This window comes from Falsiroseomonas oryziterrae, assembly GCF_021864505.1.
Classification (GTDB): domain Bacteria; phylum Pseudomonadota; class Alphaproteobacteria; order Acetobacterales; family Acetobacteraceae; genus Falsiroseomonas; species Falsiroseomonas oryziterrae.
The window spans coordinates 1-15,618 of record NZ_JAKJIB010000061.1; the positions used below are offsets into that span (position 1 = coordinate 1).

14 protein-coding genes and 1 pseudogene are annotated in these 15,618 nt (G+C 71.3%); 10 read left to right on the top strand and 5 right to left on the bottom strand.

Going from position 1 to position 15,618, the window contains the following annotated elements; genetic code table 11:
* The 3 genes and pseudogenes from L2I40_RS07685 to L2I40_RS24540 all read right to left on the bottom strand — a co-directional run.
* A pseudogene (locus L2I40_RS07685) lies at positions 1-606 on the bottom strand (hypothetical protein); the annotation flags it as partial.
* 229 nt (positions 607-835) lie between these two features.
* Complete coding sequence (locus L2I40_RS24535) at positions 836-1,930, bottom strand: YsnF/AvaK domain-containing protein (protein ID WP_372491026.1); 1,095 nt, start codon at positions 1,928-1,930, stop codon at positions 836-838.
* Positions 1,931-1,969: 39 nt separating this feature from the next.
* Entirely contained in the window at positions 1,970-2,179 is a 210-nt protein-coding gene (locus L2I40_RS24540; RefSeq protein ID WP_308116415.1) for a hypothetical protein, read from the bottom strand.
* A gap of 174 nt (positions 2,180-2,353) precedes the next feature.
* Between L2I40_RS24540 and L2I40_RS07700 the strand changes: the two genes are divergently transcribed.
* From L2I40_RS07700 to L2I40_RS07740, 9 genes are all read left to right on the top strand, one after another.
* The gene (locus tag L2I40_RS07700; protein ID WP_237214320.1) at positions 2,354-3,709 is read left to right on the top strand and encodes an ABC transporter substrate-binding protein; all 1,356 of its coding nucleotides are present in this window, start codon (positions 2,354-2,356) and stop codon (positions 3,707-3,709) included.
* Positions 3,710-3,768: 59 nt separating this feature from the next.
* Positions 3,769-4,698, top strand: a complete 930-nt coding sequence (locus L2I40_RS07705; protein ID WP_237214321.1) for a carbohydrate ABC transporter permease — start codon at positions 3,769-3,771, stop codon at positions 4,696-4,698.
* A complete protein-coding gene (locus tag L2I40_RS07710; protein ID WP_237214322.1) occupies positions 4,698-5,597 on the top strand; it encodes a carbohydrate ABC transporter permease in 900 nt (299 codons plus the stop codon). The genes L2I40_RS07705 and L2I40_RS07710 overlap by 1 nt, the downstream gene beginning before the upstream one ends.
* Positions 5,598-5,603: 6 nt before the next feature.
* Positions 5,604-6,704, top strand: coding sequence for an ABC transporter ATP-binding protein (locus L2I40_RS07715; RefSeq protein WP_237214323.1), 1,101 nt, complete (start codon positions 5,604-5,606; stop codon positions 6,702-6,704).
* A gap of 67 nt (positions 6,705-6,771) precedes the next feature.
* Positions 6,772-7,857, top strand: coding sequence for a malate/lactate/ureidoglycolate dehydrogenase (locus L2I40_RS07720; protein WP_237214324.1), 1,086 nt, complete (start codon positions 6,772-6,774; stop codon positions 7,855-7,857).
* A gap of 31 nt (positions 7,858-7,888) precedes the next feature.
* Positions 7,889-8,077, top strand: a complete 189-nt coding sequence (locus L2I40_RS07725) for a hypothetical protein (RefSeq protein ID WP_237214325.1) — start codon at positions 7,889-7,891, stop codon at positions 8,075-8,077.
* Positions 8,078-8,147: 70 nt separating this feature from the next.
* Positions 8,148-9,134 (top strand): Bug family tripartite tricarboxylate transporter substrate binding protein, encoded by a 987-nt coding sequence (locus L2I40_RS07730; RefSeq protein ID WP_237214326.1) that lies wholly within the window; start codon positions 8,148-8,150, stop codon positions 9,132-9,134.
* The gene (locus L2I40_RS07735) at positions 9,131-10,738 is read left to right on the top strand and encodes a GMC family oxidoreductase (RefSeq protein ID WP_237214327.1); all 1,608 of its coding nucleotides are present in this window, start codon (positions 9,131-9,133) and stop codon (positions 10,736-10,738) included. The genes L2I40_RS07730 and L2I40_RS07735 overlap by 4 nt, the downstream gene beginning before the upstream one ends.
* A gap of 16 nt (positions 10,739-10,754) precedes the next feature.
* Entirely contained in the window at positions 10,755-11,495 is a 741-nt protein-coding gene (locus L2I40_RS07740) for an SDR family NAD(P)-dependent oxidoreductase (RefSeq protein ID WP_237214328.1), read from the top strand.
* Positions 11,496-12,098: 603 nt separating this feature from the next.
* Here the strand turns inward: L2I40_RS07740 and L2I40_RS07745 are convergent.
* Positions 12,099-13,361, bottom strand: a complete 1,263-nt coding sequence (locus tag L2I40_RS07745) for an aminopeptidase (RefSeq protein ID WP_237214329.1) — start codon at positions 13,359-13,361, stop codon at positions 12,099-12,101.
* Between the two features lie 214 nt (positions 13,362-13,575).
* Positions 13,576-14,127 (bottom strand): TlpA disulfide reductase family protein, encoded by a 552-nt coding sequence (locus tag L2I40_RS07750; protein WP_237214330.1) that lies wholly within the window; start codon positions 14,125-14,127, stop codon positions 13,576-13,578.
* A gap of 36 nt (positions 14,128-14,163) precedes the next feature.
* On the opposite strand from L2I40_RS07750, the gene argH reads away from it, so the two are divergent.
* Positions 14,164-15,564: an argininosuccinate lyase gene (gene argH / locus L2I40_RS07755; protein ID WP_372491027.1), complete on the top strand. Its 1,401-nt coding sequence runs from the start codon at positions 14,164-14,166 to the stop codon at positions 15,562-15,564.
* Positions 15,565-15,618 lie beyond the last annotated feature (54 nt).

A 15,618-nucleotide genomic window follows, 5' to 3' on the forward strand; every position in this document is an offset into this window, starting at 1 on the left:
CCGCGCCAGCTCGCGCGTCTCCGGCAGCGGCGCGCCGACCGTATAGGACCGCGCGCGGCCGATCGGCGGATCGCGGCGCAGCAGCCGGCGCGGCTCGCGCGGGGCCGGCGGCGTCGCGCCGGTGGTGTTCGCGGCATAGCTGCCGAAGAAGATCATGCGGATCGCCTCGGCATCCAGGCCGCCGGTGCCGGGCATCATCACCGCCGTCTCGCCGAAGCAGGCCGTCACGGCACCGGCCATCGCGGCGGGCGACCAGCCCTCTGCGCGCCAGGCCTCGGCCTCCTCGTCCAGGTCGCGTGCGCCGATCGCGTCGAGGAGTTGCACGGCGTCGGCCGCGCGACGGTCCTCGACCTCGGCCGAGACGACGATGCCGCCGCGCAGCACCGCCTCGCGATGCGCGGCGAAATCCTCGCGCGACAGGAACAGCGCGTCGAGCAGCGCGGGCATGCCGCCCTCCCCGCCGACCGAGCCGCGCGTGGCGCGCGGCGGCGGCGCGTGGCGCGCCTCGTGGAAATGGACATGCCGCGCGCCGAGCCGCTGCAACCCGGCCTGTGCGCGCTCGGCGGTCTCGCGATCGTGGAAGGCGGCGGTGACGATGCGGGCCATCGGCGCAACCCCGTGCTGTCACGCAGCCAGAACCGATCGCGCCCCCCGTGGGTTCCCGCGCGCGCAGGAAAGGGCAGTCCCGCCGCCATCGATCCGCCCCCCGGTGCCCTGCCGTGGCGTCGCCACGGCAGGACGAGCCCCGCCCGGAAGGCCTGGAGCCCATCCGGGGCCCCCGCGGCGTTGCGGAGAGGCGCGCCGCAGGCGCGACGCGCAGCAACGTCATGGGGAACTACGCCACGCCCTTCCCCCGCCGCTTCTTGGGGTCGTTCGCGACCTTGTCCTCATCCACCTGCACCTCGGTGCGCCGGACGGTGTCGCGGACCGTCTCGGTGCGCTCGGTGGCGTCCTTGTTCACTATCACCTCGCCGGTGACGCGCGCCTCCTTGTCCACCACCGCTTCCTCGATGGTCTCCTCGGCCTCGATCACGCGCTCCCGGAACAGGTCCTCCCCGGCGATGCCGGGGCTGTCGGCCGGCCGGCGCTCGACGCGCACACGCTCTTCGCGCAGCCGCACCCGCTCCTCGACCGGCGTCTCCACCACGTAGCTGCGGACCCGCACGCGGCCCGCCTGCGCGACCCGCTTGCCGACCCGCAGCCGCTCCTCCGCCAGCGGGATCGACCGCTCGCCGCCCTCCAGGCCGGCGCTGCCGGCCTGGGCCTTGCGCCCCGCCTGGTTCCGACCAGCCTCGCTCTCCGGATGCGCGCCGGAGATGTTGGTGCCGGCCACCTGGTCCACGCCGCGGCTCATCATCGTGCCGGGCGGGTTGTCGCGCGTGCCGTCCGGCGCATCGCCGGTGGCGACGCCGGCCATCGAGGCGCCGGTCCATCCCAGGCTGCGCCACTCCGCCTCGCGCTGGTCGAGATCGACCGCGCCGGCGGCTTCCATCGCATCCATGGCGAGGTCCACGCCGTCCTCGTCCACCTGCGCCACCACCATCGCACCGCCGCGCCGGATCCCCTCGTGGTAGGTCGCGCGATCCTCTTCCGGCATCCACATGCTGCCGATGGTCGACGTGTTCAGCCGATCGTCGTCCTGGTTCATGGACCCGACCGCGCCGGCCGAGGACGCGTCCTGCACATGTACATCCGTCGCACGGACGTTCAGGCCCTGGAGCGCCGCCGCGGCGCGCTCCGCCTCGGCGCGGCTGTCGAACAAGGCCGTGATGGTACGCTGCATGAATGACTCTCCTGACATGTTGTCGCCGGAGGCACGCTCGACCGACACCTCCTGCCGCCGCACCTTGGCCGGCAGCGTCACCGCCTCCTCCTCGGTGCGGAGGCGGAAGCGGATCTCCTCGGTGACCACCAGTCGGCGGAGGAGCACGACGCGCTCCTCCACCACCGGCACGACGAGCGTGTCGCCCTAGTGCCGGACGGGCGGCGGGGCCTCGACCTCGCGGTCCACCCGCACGCGCTCGACCTCGGCGAGCTGGCGGCGGAGCGTGGCGTGCAGCTCGCACACCTCCTCCACCGTGCGCACCGCGACGCGCACGCGCCGCCGGATCCGCCGCCGGCCGAGGCGCAACCTCTCCTCGGCGATCGGAAGGCGACCGATCTCGGTCTCCTCGGCCATCCGGATCCTCCGACGGGTCCGGCCTCAACGACGCGCGAGCGGCGATGTTCCAGCCGCGCGCGCAACATCATGACCGGACGTTTAATCAGCGCACTTGCGAGCCGCGTCGCGCGATGCCTAACCTGACCCCAACCAAGGACGGCCGCGTCTCGGCCGGGACAGAGGAGGAGCGGGATGGCCAAGGGTTTGACGCGCCGTGGCGCGATGAGGGCGGGCGCCGGCGTGCTCGCCGCGGGCGCCGTCGGCGCGCCGATGGTACATGCGCAAGGCAGCGCGGGCAGCCTGCGCTTCGCCTTCTGGGACCACTGGGTGCCGGGCGCCAACGGCGCGCTGCAGCAGCTCGCCCAGCGCTGGGGCGAGCGCAACCGCGTGAACATGACGCTCGACTTCATCAACACCACCGGCAACCAGCTGCAGCTGACCATCGCCGCCCAGGCGCAGTCGCGCAGCGGCCATGACGGCATCAGCCTGCTGCCCTGGGATCCGGGCACCTACGCGAACCAGCTCGAACCCGTCGACGACGTGATGGGCCGGCTCTCGCAGAAATACGGCCAGGTGAACCCGATCGCGGAATTCCTCGCCAAGCGTGGCGGGGCCTGGCGCGGCGTCCCGGCCACCTCCGGCACGCAGACCAAGCCGGCGCTCGCGCGCTTCGACCTGCTGCAACAGCATGCCGGCCTCGACATCCGCGCCATGTGGCCCGCCCGCAACGAGCGTGGCCCGGGCTCCGACCAGTGGACCTGGGACACCTTCCTGCGCGCGGCCGAGGCCTGCCACCGCGCCGGCGTGCCCTTCGGGCTTCCGATGGGCCAGTTCACCGACGCGGTGGACTGGGTCGGCGCCCTCTTCGCGTCCTATGGCGCGCGCCTGACCGACGAGCGCGGCAACCCGACCGTGCGCAACAACCAGGAGCTCCGCCAGGTCCTCGACTACGCGGTGCGCCTGTCGCGCTTCCTGCCGAACGACGTCTGGGCCTGGGACGACGCGTCGAACAACCGCGCGCTGATCTCCGGCCGCTCGGCGCTGATCTTCAACCCGCCCTCGGCCTGGGCGGTGGCGAAGCGCGACGCGCCGCAGGTGGCGGAGAATTGCTGGACCATCCCGATGCCGTCCGGGCCGCGCGGGCGCTTCCTCGCCTACCTGCCCTACGTCACCGGTATCTGGGCCTTCGGCCGCAACAAGAACGCCGCCAAGGCCTTCCTCGAGTTCATCACCGAACGCGAGAACGCCGAGTTCACCTCGACCTTCAGCCAGGGCTACGACATCCCGCCGTTCCTGAGCATGGCCGACTTCCGCGTGTGGGAGACGGAAGGCCCGCCGGTCGGCACGATCTTCAACTACCCGCTGAAGCCGCACCACCAGGCGAGCTACTCCATCGCCTTCTCCCCGGCGCCGCCGGATCTCGCGCAGCAGATGTATATCCAGGCGCTCAACACGAAGCTCATCGCCCGCATCGCGCAGGGCAACGAGAGCGTGGACGCCGCCCTCGGATGGGTCGAGCGCGAGATCAACAACATGCGGCGCGGCTGAGGCTGCGACCCCTGGCCGGGCGGCGCGCCGCCCGGCCTTCCTGACACCGGAGCGGCGCGATGGCAGACGGCTCGACCCTCGCGATGCCGGCGGCGTCCGCGCCGGCCGGCTCGCTGCAGCGCTTCGCGCGGCGGCGCTCCACCATCGCCTTCCTGATGACGCTGCCGCTGATCCTCGTGATCTTCGGCCTCGTCGCGTGGCCGGCCGGCTACGCCATGTACCTCGCCACGCTGAACCGGCGGATGACCGAGTTCATCGGCCTCGGGAACTTCGAGATCCTGCTCGATTCCGAGACCTTTCGGATGGTCATCTTCCAGTCGGTCTTCTTCGCCGTCACCGCCGTGATCCTGAAGGCGCTGATCGGCTTCTGGCTGGCGCACATGCTGCACCACATCCCGACCAAGGGGCAGCGCAAATGGCGCGGCATGCTGCTGGTGCCCTGGGTCATCCCGCCGGCTCTCTCCACGCTCGGCTGGTGGTGGATGTACGAGCCCTCCTATTCCTCGCTGAACTGGCTGCTGGCGATCTTCGCGGTGCCGCCGGTGCCCTGGCTCGGCGAGCCCTGGTGGGCGCGCATCTCCGTCATCATCGTCAATGTCTGGTACGGCGCGCCCTTCTTCATGATCATGTACCTCGCCGCGCTGAAGTCGGTGCCCGAGCAGCTCTACGAGGCCGCGGCGATCGACGGCGCCACCAGCTGGCAGCGGCTGCGCTACGTGACCCTGCCGATGATGCGCAACATCATCTCGATCACCGTGCTGTTCAGCCTCATCGTGACCTTCGCGAACTACGACATCGTCCGCGTGCTGACCAATGGCGGGCCGCGCGACCTGACGCATGTCTTCGCGTCCTACGCCTTCCAGGTCGGCATCCTGGCCGGCAACATCCCACGCGGCGCGGCCGTCAGCCTGTTCATGTTCCCGATCCTCGCCGTGATCGCCTTCTTCGTCCTGCGCGGCATCAACAAGCGGAACCGGGAGGAGGCGTGATGAGCACGACGACGGCGGCCGCCGCGCATCCGCGCGGCATCTTCCACAAGGCAGGCAGCCTGCGCGCCGAGCGGCGCTGGGCGCTCGTCACCGCCTACATCTCGCTGGTCATCGCGGCGATCATCATGCTCGCGCCGCCGGTCTACATGTTCCTGACCTCGATCAAGACCAGCGCGGAGATCGCCGACCTCTCCGGCAATCCCTGGTGGGTGCGCGACCCCACGCTCGAGAACTACACGGCGCTGATCTTCAACCCGATGTTCCGCGGCTTCTTCTGGAACAGCGTGAAGGTGACGCTGCTGGTCGTGGCGCTCACCATGGCGATCTCCATCCTCGCCGCCTTCGCGCTCGGGCGGATGCGCTTCTGGGGCAGCCAGTGGCTCGCGACCGGCGTGTTCCTCACCTACCTCGTCCCCGACACGCTGCTCTTCATCCCGCTCTACCAGATCGTCGGCGGGCTCGGCCTGCTCGATTCCACCTGGGGGCTGGTGCTGGTCTATCCGACGCTGACGGTGCCCTTCTGCACCTGGATCATGATCGGCTACTTCGCCTCCATCCCGAAGGAGCTGGACGAGGCCGCGCTGATCGACGGCGCGAACTGGATGCAGATGCTGACGCGGATCTTCATCCCCGTGGCGCTTCCCGGCATCATCGCGGCCACGATCTTCGCCTTCACCGTCAGCTGGGCGGCCTTCGTCTATCCGACCGCCTTCATCACCTCGCCGGCCGAGATGCCGATGACGATCGGCGTCGTGTCGCAGCTGATCCGCGGCGACACCTTCGCCTGGGGCCAGCTGATGGCCGGCGCGCTTCTGGCGGCGCTGCCGCCGGTGATCGTCTATGCGTTCCTCATGGACTACTACATCGCCGGCCTCACCGCCGGTGCGACCAAAGGATAAGCTTGCATGGCCCAGGTTTCGCTCCGCCGCGTCGTCAAGGCCTATGAGGGCGGCGTGCAGGCGGTGAAAGGCATCGACCTCGAGATCGCCGACCACGAATTCGTCGTGCTCGTCGGCCCCTCCGGCTGCGGCAAGTCCACGACGCTGCGCATGATCGCCGGGCTGGAGGAGATCACCTCCGGCGACATCGCGATCGGCGGCACGGTGGTGAACGACATCCCGCCGCGCGACCGCGACATCGCGATGGTGTTCCAGAACTACGCGCTCTATCCGCACATGTCGGTCTTCGACAACATGGCCTTCGGCCTGACGCTGCGGAAATTCCCGAAGGAGGAGATCAAGCGCCGCGTGGACAACGCCGCGCGCATCCTCGACATCACGCCGCTGCTCGACCGCAAGCCGAAGGCGCTCTCCGGCGGACAAAGGCAACGTGTGGCCATGGGCCGCGCCATCGTGCGCGACCCCAAGGTCTTCCTGTTCGACGAGCCGCTGTCGAACCTCGACGCGAAGCTGCGCGTGCAGATGCGCACCGAGATCAAGAAGGTCCATCAGACGGTGAAGACCACCACCGTCTACGTCACCCACGACCAGGTGGAGGCGATGACGCTCGCCGACCGCGTGGTGGTGATGAACCACGGCGTGATCGAGCAGGTCGGGCCCCCGCAGGAGCTCTACCACCGCCCCGCGACCCGCTTCGTCGCCGGCTTCATCGGCAGCCCGGCGATGAACTTCATCCCCGCCCGCGTCGAGAACGGCTCCGGCGCGCTCCGCCTCAACCTGCCCAACGGCATCGTCCTGCCCGTGCCGGAGGAGCGCACCAGCCGCTACGCGCAGGCCGCGGGCAAGGAGGTGCTGTTCGGCATCCGCCCCGAGCACCTGACCGAGCCGAAGAACCTCGACCGCTCGAACATCGCGGTGTTCGAGCTGACGCCCGAGGTGATCGAGCCGATGGGCATGGAGACGCTGGTCCATCTCTGGCTGCAGGGCGCCGAGGTCTGCAGCCGCATCGATCCGACCACGCCCGCCGAGCCCGGCCGCCCGATGCCGGTCGCGGCCGACCTGAACCACATGCACCTGATCGACCCGGAAACCGGCCGGGTCCTGTAGCCCGGCGTCTTGCGGCACGCGGCCGGCGGCTTGATCCTGCCGGCCTTCGCCTGCACACGGATACGCCATGGCTCCCGCACCCGTCCTCGTCGAGGCCGCCCGCCTCGACGCCTTCGTCGCCGCGATCTTCCGCGCCATCGGCTGCGATGACGCCGAGGCTTCGCGCATCTCCACCCACCTGCTCGGCGCCAACCTGGCCGGCCATGACAGCCACGGCGTCGCCCGCGTGCCGCGCTACGTCGAGTGGTGCGAGGCCGGCTACGTCGTGCGCGGCCAGAAGGCCGAGATCGTCACCGATGGCGGCTGCTTCGCGCTCGTGGACGGGCATTTCGGCTTCGGCCAGACCGTCGCGCCGCAGGCGGTGGATCTCGGCATCGCCCGCGCGCAGCAGCACGGCATCAGCGTGGTCGGTCTGCGCAACGCCGGCCATATCGGCCGCGTCGGCGACTATGCCGAGACGGCGATCCGCGCCGGGCTGATCTCCGTCCACTTCGTCAACGTCGCCGGCAGCGTGCTCGTCGCGCCCTTCGGCGCCACCGACCGCCGCTTCTCGACGGCACCCTTCTCGGTCGGCGTGCCGCTGCCCGGCCGTCCGCTGGTGCTCGATTTCGCGACCTCGCTCGTCGCCGAGGGCAAGGTCATGGTCGCAGCCAATGGCGGCAAGCCGCTCCCGCACGACGCGCTGATCGAGCCCGATGGCCGCCTCTCCTCCGATCCGCGCACGCTCTACGGCGACTACGCACCGGTCGGCCCGCGCGACCCCTCCAAGGGCGCCGGCGCCATCCGCGCCTTCGGCGAGCACAAGGGCAGCGGGCTGGCCTTCATGTGCGAGATGCTGGCCGGCGCGCTGACCGGCGGCGGCACGTCGGGCCCGGTGGACAAGCGCGCGCGCATCGCCAACGGCATGCTGAGCTTCTACGTCTCGCCGAAGCATTTCGGCACCGAGGCTGAGTTCCACGCCACCGGACGCACCTATGTGGACTGGGTGATCGCCGCGAACCCCGCGAAGGCCGGCGAGCCGGTGCTGGCGCCCGGCGACAAGGAAGCCGCGACGCGCGCCGACCGCCTGGCCAACGGCGTGCCGCTGCAGCCCGACACCTGGGAGAGCATCCTGCAGGTCGCGCGCCGCCTCGGCGTTCCGCAGCCGGGATGACATCGCGCGCGGGCGGGTCCATCTCGCGCGCATGGACCCGCTGACGCGCTGGCTGATCCGCCTCGTCGAGATCTACCGAAACCCGCCTTCCAAGACCTGGCTGATCATCGCCGGCGTCGCCGTCGCGGTGTCGCTCGCGCTGTTCGCCGTCGAGCGCTTCCTCGGCTGGCCGGACTGGTTGCGGACGGAACCCGTGCCGATGCAGATGCGCCCGCGCTGAGCCGGCGCCCCCACTTGCCTCCCGCCCGCGGCGGCGCGACCCTCGCGCCAACGATCAAGGGAGGACCGTCATGTTCACGCGCCGTCTCGCGCTGACCGCCGCGCTGGCCACGCTCGCCACGCCGGCGCTGGCCTTCCCCGATCGCACCATCACGATCGCTGTCGGCTTCGCGCCCGGTGGCTCCACCGACGTCACCTCCCGCCTGCTGGCCGACCGCATGGGCCCGCTGCTCGGCCCCAACGCGCGCGTCGTGGTGGAGAACCGCCCGGGCGCGGCCGGCATGGTCGCCAGCGACTGGCTCCGCCGCCAGGCGCCCGACGGCCATACGCTGATGCTGGTCGAAGCCTCCTCGCACGCGCTCGCGCCCAACGCGGTGCAGGGCGGCACGCGCTACGACCCGATCGCCGACTACACGCACATCGCCATGGTCGGCACCGGCCCGATGATCGTGGTCACGCAACCCAACTTCCAGGGCCGCACGCCGCAGGAGGTGATCGCGCGCCTGCGCGGCTCGCCGCCCGACACGCTGCCCTTCGCCTCCTCCGGCGTCGCCTCCATGCCGCATCTCTCGGCCGAGATGCTGGCCTCGGTGATCGGCATGGGCGGCCGCTACACGCACGCGCCCTACCGCTCCGGCGGGCTGATGGTGGAATCCATCGCGCGCGGCGAGACGCAATGGGGCGTGGCGGTGCTGGCGTCGGCCGCCGGCCAGGTGCGCGACGGCCGCGTGCGCGGCGTGGCCGTCACGGGGCTGGAGCGCTTCCCCTCCTTCCCCGACATCCCGACGCTGAACGAGGGCGCGCTGCCCGGCTTCGACCTCGAGAACTGGTTCGCCGTGATCGGCCCGCCGGGCATGCCAGCGCCGGTCACCGCCGCGCTGAACCGTTCCATCCGCACCGCCATCACCGAGGCGCAGCTGCGCGAGCGCCTGCTGGTCGCCGGCGTCGCGCCCTGGACGCGTCCGAACGAGCCCACGGACACCACCGCCTTCTTCCGCGCCGAACTCGCGAAGTTCCGCCAGGTCGTGGACCGCACCGGCGTGCGGCTGGAGCCGTGAGCGACACGCAGGGCGCCGCGATCGGCGAAGCCGACATCATCGTCGTCGGCGGCGGCAGCGCCGGCTGCATCGTCGCGACGCGCCTGTCCGAGGACCCCGCCACCCGCGTCCTGCTGCTGGAAGCCGGCCCGCCCGATTCCAGCCCCTGGGTTCGCCTGCCCGCGGGCTACGCGAAGCTGTTCGGCAGCGGCATCTACGACCCGCGCTTCATGACGGAGCCGGAGCCCGGGCTGAACGGCCGTGCCATCCACTGGCCGCGCGGCCGCGTCCTCGGCGGCTCCGGCAGCGTCAACGGCCTGGTGTTCCTGCGCGGCAGCCCGCATGACTACGACCGCTGGGCGCAGGCCGGGGCGCGCGGCTGGTCGCATGAGGACGTGCTGCCAGCCTTCCGCCGGCTCGAGACCTGGCTCGGCCCGCCATCCGAGACGCGCGGCACCGACGGACCGATCCGCGTGATGGAGCCGCGGAAACTCGCCCGCGCGCCGCAGGCCTTCGTGGACGCGGCGGTCGCTGCCGGCTTCCCGCGCTTCCGTGACGTGAACGGCGGCGGCTCGATCGAGGGCTTCGGCCCGGTCCAGCTCAACGTGGACGGCCATTGGCGCTCCTCCTCCGCGCGCACCTATCTGCGCCCGGCCATGTCGCGCCCGAATCTCGAGGTCCGCACCGGCATCCACGCGCATCGCCTGATCTTCGAAGGCACGCGCTGCGTGGGCGTCGCGACGGCCGAGGGCACCTTCCGCGCGCGCCGCAGCGTCGTCGTCAGCGCCGGCGCGATCGAGACGCCGAAGCTGCTCATGCTGTCCGGCATCGGCGACGGCGCCGCGCTGCAGGATCTCGGCATTCCCGTCGTCGCGCACAGCCCCGATGTGGGCCGCAACCTGCAGGACCACCTGATCGCCAAGTTCATCTTCCGCACCAAGCCCTGCGGCACGCTGAACGAGATCCTGCAGAGCCGCGTGCGCCAGGCCGGCATCGGCCTCGACTGGCTGCTGCGCAAGGCCGGCCCGCTCGCAATCGGCGCCGGCGAGGCGACCGGCTTCGTGCGCGTCACCCCGGGCGCCGAGGAAGCGGAGGCGCAGCTTCTGTTCGTCAACTTCGCCACTTTCGACTACGCGAAGGGCCTGACGGACTTCCCCGGCGTGATGCTGAACTATGGCGCCTGCCGACCGCTCAGCCGCGGCATGCTGACGCTGCGCAGCCCGGACCCGGCCGACAAGCCGGTGATCCGGCCGAACTACCTCGACCATCCGGACGATCTGCGCATCATGCTCGGCGCCGCCGAGGCCTGCCGCCGCATCGTCGCGCAGTCGCCCTTCCGCGACCTGGTGGAGGAGGAGCTGCGCCCCGGCCCGCAGGGCGCGGACGAGGCCGCGCTGGTCGAGAACATCCGTGCCACCGCGAGCACCGTCTTCCATCCCTGTGGAACCGCGCGCATGGGTAGCGACGACCGCGCCGTGCTGGACCCGGAGCTGCGCGTGCGGGGCGTGGAAGGCCTGCGCGTCGCCGATGCTTCCGTCTTCCCGCTGATCCCGTCCCCGAATATCCAGCCCGCCGCGCTGATGGTTGGCGAGCGCTGCGCCGAATTCCTGAAGCGCGCCGCCTGACGACCCGAGGACACGCATGAGCACACGCCGAACCGCCCTGATCACCGGCGCCGGCCGCAACATCGGCCGCGCCGTCGCCCTCGGCCTGGCGCAGGACGGCTTCAACATCGTCGTCAACGGATCGTCCGACCGCGACGCCGCCGAGCGCGTGGCCGCGGAGGTCCGCGCACATGGCGTCGACGCGCTGGTCGTGATGGGCGATGTCGGCAGCGAGGCTGAATGCGCCCGCATCGCGGCCGAGGCGCTGGCCCGCTTCGGCACGGTGGAGGTGCTGGTCAACAACGCCGCGCTGCGGCCCGCCAAGCCCTTCCTGGACAGCACTGCCGAGGATTGGCGCCGCGTCATGGCGGTGGACCTGGAAGCCGCGATCTGGCTGTCGCGCGCGCTGCTGCCCGGCATGGTCGCGCAGGGCTGGGGCCGCATCGTCAACTTCACCGGCATGAACGCGATCCACGGCTATGCGGGACGGGCGCCGGTTTCTGTCGCCAAGCACGGGCTCTGGGGCCTGACCAAGGCGCTGGCCAAGGAATTCGCGACGAAGGGCGTCACGGTGAACGCGATCTCGCCGGGGCCCATCGCGGCCGATGACGACGTGCCGGGCGTGGAGAACGCCCGTACCGGATACGTCGCCAAGGTCCCGATGGCGCGGATGGGCACGCCGGCAGAGGTCGCCGCGGTTGTGCGCATGCTGGTCAGCGAGGGCGGCGCCTATGTCACCGGCCAGATGCTCGCGGTGAACGGCGGCGCGCAGACCTGATCCGCGGGGCGGCACTTTCGCTGGACAGGCGCCGCGAAGCCAGAACAGGATGGGAACAAGGCTCGCGGTCCCGCCAGGGACCGCCGCTCTTTGAACCCGTGCATCCGTCCTCCTGAGTTCTGTGGCATCGCGCCTTCGGTCCGCGCGCCTCATCTCCGGTGGGCGAGAGGACAGTCGACCCGCGCACCGCGGCGATCCGATCCTATTCTGGCCGCCCCGCCTAACCCCGACCCTAGCCTCCGCACTGTCGGCTGAAGCCGACCGCTCCGGCGCCAACGCGGTGCGTCGGCCCCCCCGCGGGTGGAGAGGGGGGAATTTGTCCGAAACCGGCATCCCAAAGCCCTCTCCCACCTCGGGGGGGCGGGGTGAGGGGGGCGAGCGGCACGTCGCTCCTACCCCTGCATCGGCTGACGGCCCCCACAGCGAGCAGACAATTTGTCCGAAACTCGCCGCACGCGCCGATCCAATCCTGGCCGCCCCCTCACACCGCGACACCGAAGGCTGCTGCGCTCTCCCCTTTGCGTGGAGAGGGGGATTTGTCCGAAACCGACCCGCAGGGACCGCGCCCAAAGCGACAAAGCGCCAAAGCGATAAAGCGCCGCCTCAGACAGGCCCCGCGACGAACTCCCCGCGCCGCATCAGCGGCTCCACCGCGCCCGACTGCGTGATCCCGTCCAGATCCACCTCGCCGGAGCCGATCATCCAGTCGATGTGGATGAGGGACGCATTGGCCCCGCGCTTCGCCAGCTCCTCCATCGGCACGCCGGCGCTGTCGCGCAGGCACGTCGTGTAGGCCTGTCCCAGCGCGATGTGGCTCGCCGCGTTCTCGTCGAACAGCGTGTTGCGGAACAGGAGACCGCTTTTCGAGATGGGCGAGGAATGCGGCACCAGAGCCACCTCGCCGAGCCGCGCCGCGCCCTCGTCGGTCGCCAGCACCTTCCGCAGCACTTCCGCCCCCTTGGACGCATTCGCTTCCACGATCCGCCCGCCCTCGAAGCGCACGGCGATGTCCTCGATCAGCGTGCCCTGGTAGGCGAGCGGCTTGGTGCTGCGCACCACGCCCTCCACCCGGTCCTTGTGCGGGGTGGTGAAGACTTCCTCGGTCGGGATGTTCGGGTTGCAGACGATGCCGTTCTTGGCGGCCTCGGCGCCGCCCGACCACAGGTGGCCGTCCGCGAGCCCGACGCGCAGATCGGTGCCCGGCCCGCGGAAGTGCAGCGCGGCGTAGTCCTTGCCGTTCAGGAAGGCCGTGCGCGCATGCAGCGTCGCGTTGTGGCGCGCCCATTCGGCCACCGGATCGGCGACGTCGGCGCGGCAGGCGGCGAAGATCGCGTCCCACAGCTTCGCCACGGCCTGGTCGTCGGGCAGCCCCGGGAAAACTTGCCGCGCCCAGCCGGGCGTCGCCGCCGGCACCAGGTTCCAGTTGATCGCGAAGCCGGTGATCAGCTCGAGCGCCGGGCGATAGGCGATGCTGCGGGCCTTGTTGGCGCGTGCGACCTTCGCCGGGTCCTGCGCGGAAAGCAGCGTCGGGTCCTCGCCCACCACCGCGAGCCGCGCCGCACCGCCCCGGAACGCCTCGGCCATGGCGTTGAACAGCCAGCCCGGCGCGACGTCGAAGGCGTCGTCGCGTGCATGGCGGTAGCGCGCCAGCGCCACCTCGTCGTCGCCGATCAGCGGCGTGACCAGCGTGGCGCCCGCCTTGTAGGCGTGCTCGGCGATGCGCCGGACCAGCGGCATCGCCTCGAGCGGCGCCGTCATCACCACCTCCTGCCCCTCGCGCAGGTTCAGCCCGACGCGCACCGCGAGCATGGCGAGCGCATCGAGCCGCGCGTCGAAGGTCGCGGCGGGCCTCATGTCATCGGGCATGTGAGTCCTCCGTGTGTGCGAAATGCTCGCGCATTTCGCCCTCAATCGCCGGCGCGTCGTGCCGGAGGCACGCCTGCGGCGTGACGCCTCCGCGCGGCTTGGCGTCGTGCGAACAGCACGACTTTGGCGCGACGCCGCACTGGCGGCGGGCCGCATTCGCGGCCTCGGCCGGCTTTGCCGGCCGCCATCGGATCACAACAGACGGGCGCCTGCATCAGGTGCTGTTCGTCGTCGGCGTCGCGCCGCGCACAAGGCGGCGGATCGCGGCAAGCATCTCCGGCCGGTCCCATTCCGCCTCACCCTCCAGCCGCGCCACCTCCATCCCGCGCCGGTCGAGGATGATGGTGGTGGGCAGGCCGCGGATGCCGAAGGCGCGGCCCGTGGCGCCGCGCGGGTCGAACCACATCGCCAGATGGCGCAGCCCCGTGCGCTGGTAGAAGGGCTCCACCTGCGCCCGCCCGCCACGGTCGGACGACAGCGCCAGCACCTCGATCCCGTCGCGCGCGAGCGCCGCATGGGTGCGGTCCAGCGCCGGCATCTCCGCCACGCAGGGCGGGCACCAGGTGGCCCAGAAGTTCACGATGAGTCCCCGCCCGCGGAAGGCGTCGAAGCGGGTCTCCCGCCCCTCGGCGTCCTGGAAGACGAGGTCCGGCGAGATCGCGCGGCCTTCCGGCGTCTCGCGCAGCCGCGACAGCCCTCCATCGCCGGCCGCCCCTGCTTGACGCGCCATCGCGGCGGTGGCCAGGGTCGCCGCGACCGCGGCCATGGCGTGACGCCGCTTCAGCACAGGACGACCCCCTTCGTGGACGAGCAGACCGACAACGCGCAGAACTCCCTGTGGGGCGGCCGCTACGCGGAGGGCCCCGGCGCCATCATGCGTGAGATCAACGCCTCGATCGGCTTCGACCGCAAGATGTGGCGCCAGGACATCCGCGGCAGCCTGGCCCATGCCGCGATGCTCGCCCATGTAGGGATCATCTCCGCCGAGGACGAGGCCGCGATCCGCAAGGGCCTCGCCGCGATCGCCGCCGAGATCGAGGCCGGCCGCTTCGCCTGGTCGGAGGCCCTCGAGGATATCCACATGAACATCGAGGCGCGGCTGACCGAGCGGATCGGCGAGGCCGGCAAGCGCCTGCACACCGGCCGCAGCCGCAACGATCAGGTGGCGCTAGACGTCCGCCTCTGGGTGCGCGACGCGATCGACGGGCTCGATGCGCAGATCGCCGACGTGATGCGCGCGCTGGCCGACCGCGCGGCGGAGCATGCGGCGACGGTGATGCCGGGCTTTACCCATCTGCAGCCCGCGCAGCCGACCACGCTCGGCCACCACCTGCTGGCCTATGTCGAGATGCTGTCGCGCGATCGCGGCCGGCTGGCCGATTGCCGCAGGCGGCTCAACGAGAGCCCGCTCGGCGCCGCCGCGCTCTGCGGCACGGGCTTTCCGATCGACCGCCACATGACGGCGAAGGCGCTCGGCTTCGACGGCCCGACGCGCAACAGCCTGGACAGCGTGGCGTCGCGCGACTTCGCCGCCGAGTTCCTCTTCGCCTGCGCGATGTGCGCCACTCACCTGTCGCGCTTCGCGGAGGAGATCGTGATCTGGACGAACCCGTATTTCGGCTTCGTCAAGCTGTCGGACGCCTTCACCACCGGCAGCTCGATCATGCCGCAGAAGCGCAACCCGGACGCGGCGGAGCTCGTGCGCGGCAAGACCGGGCGCATGCTCGGCAACCTCACCGCCATGCTCACGGTGCTGAAGGGCCTCGCGCTGACCTATTTCAAGGACATGCAGGAGGATAAGGAGCCGGTCTTCGACACGGCGGAGAACCTCGCCCTCTGCCTCGCCGCCACCGCCGGCATGGTGCGCGACATGCGCCCACAGGCGGAGCGGCTCGAGGCCGCGGCCGGCGCCGGCTTCTCCACCGCGACTGACCTGGCCGACTGGCTGGTGCGCGAGCTGAAGATGCCCTTCCGCGACGCGCATCACGTCACCGGCAAGCTGGTGGCGATGGCGGAGGGGAGGGGCGTCGACCTCGCCGGCCTGACGCTCGCCGAGATGCAGTCGGTGGAGCCGCGGATCGGCGACGGCGTGTTCGGCGTGCTGACCGTCGCGGCCTCCGTCGCGTCCCGCACCAGCTTCGGCGGCACGGCGCCGGCCAATGTCGCGCGCATGGCGGCCGAGTGGCGGGAGCGGCTGGCATGACGCGCCTCGCCACGCTGGCCGCCGTCGCGCTGCTGCTGGCCGCCTGCGGCCGCG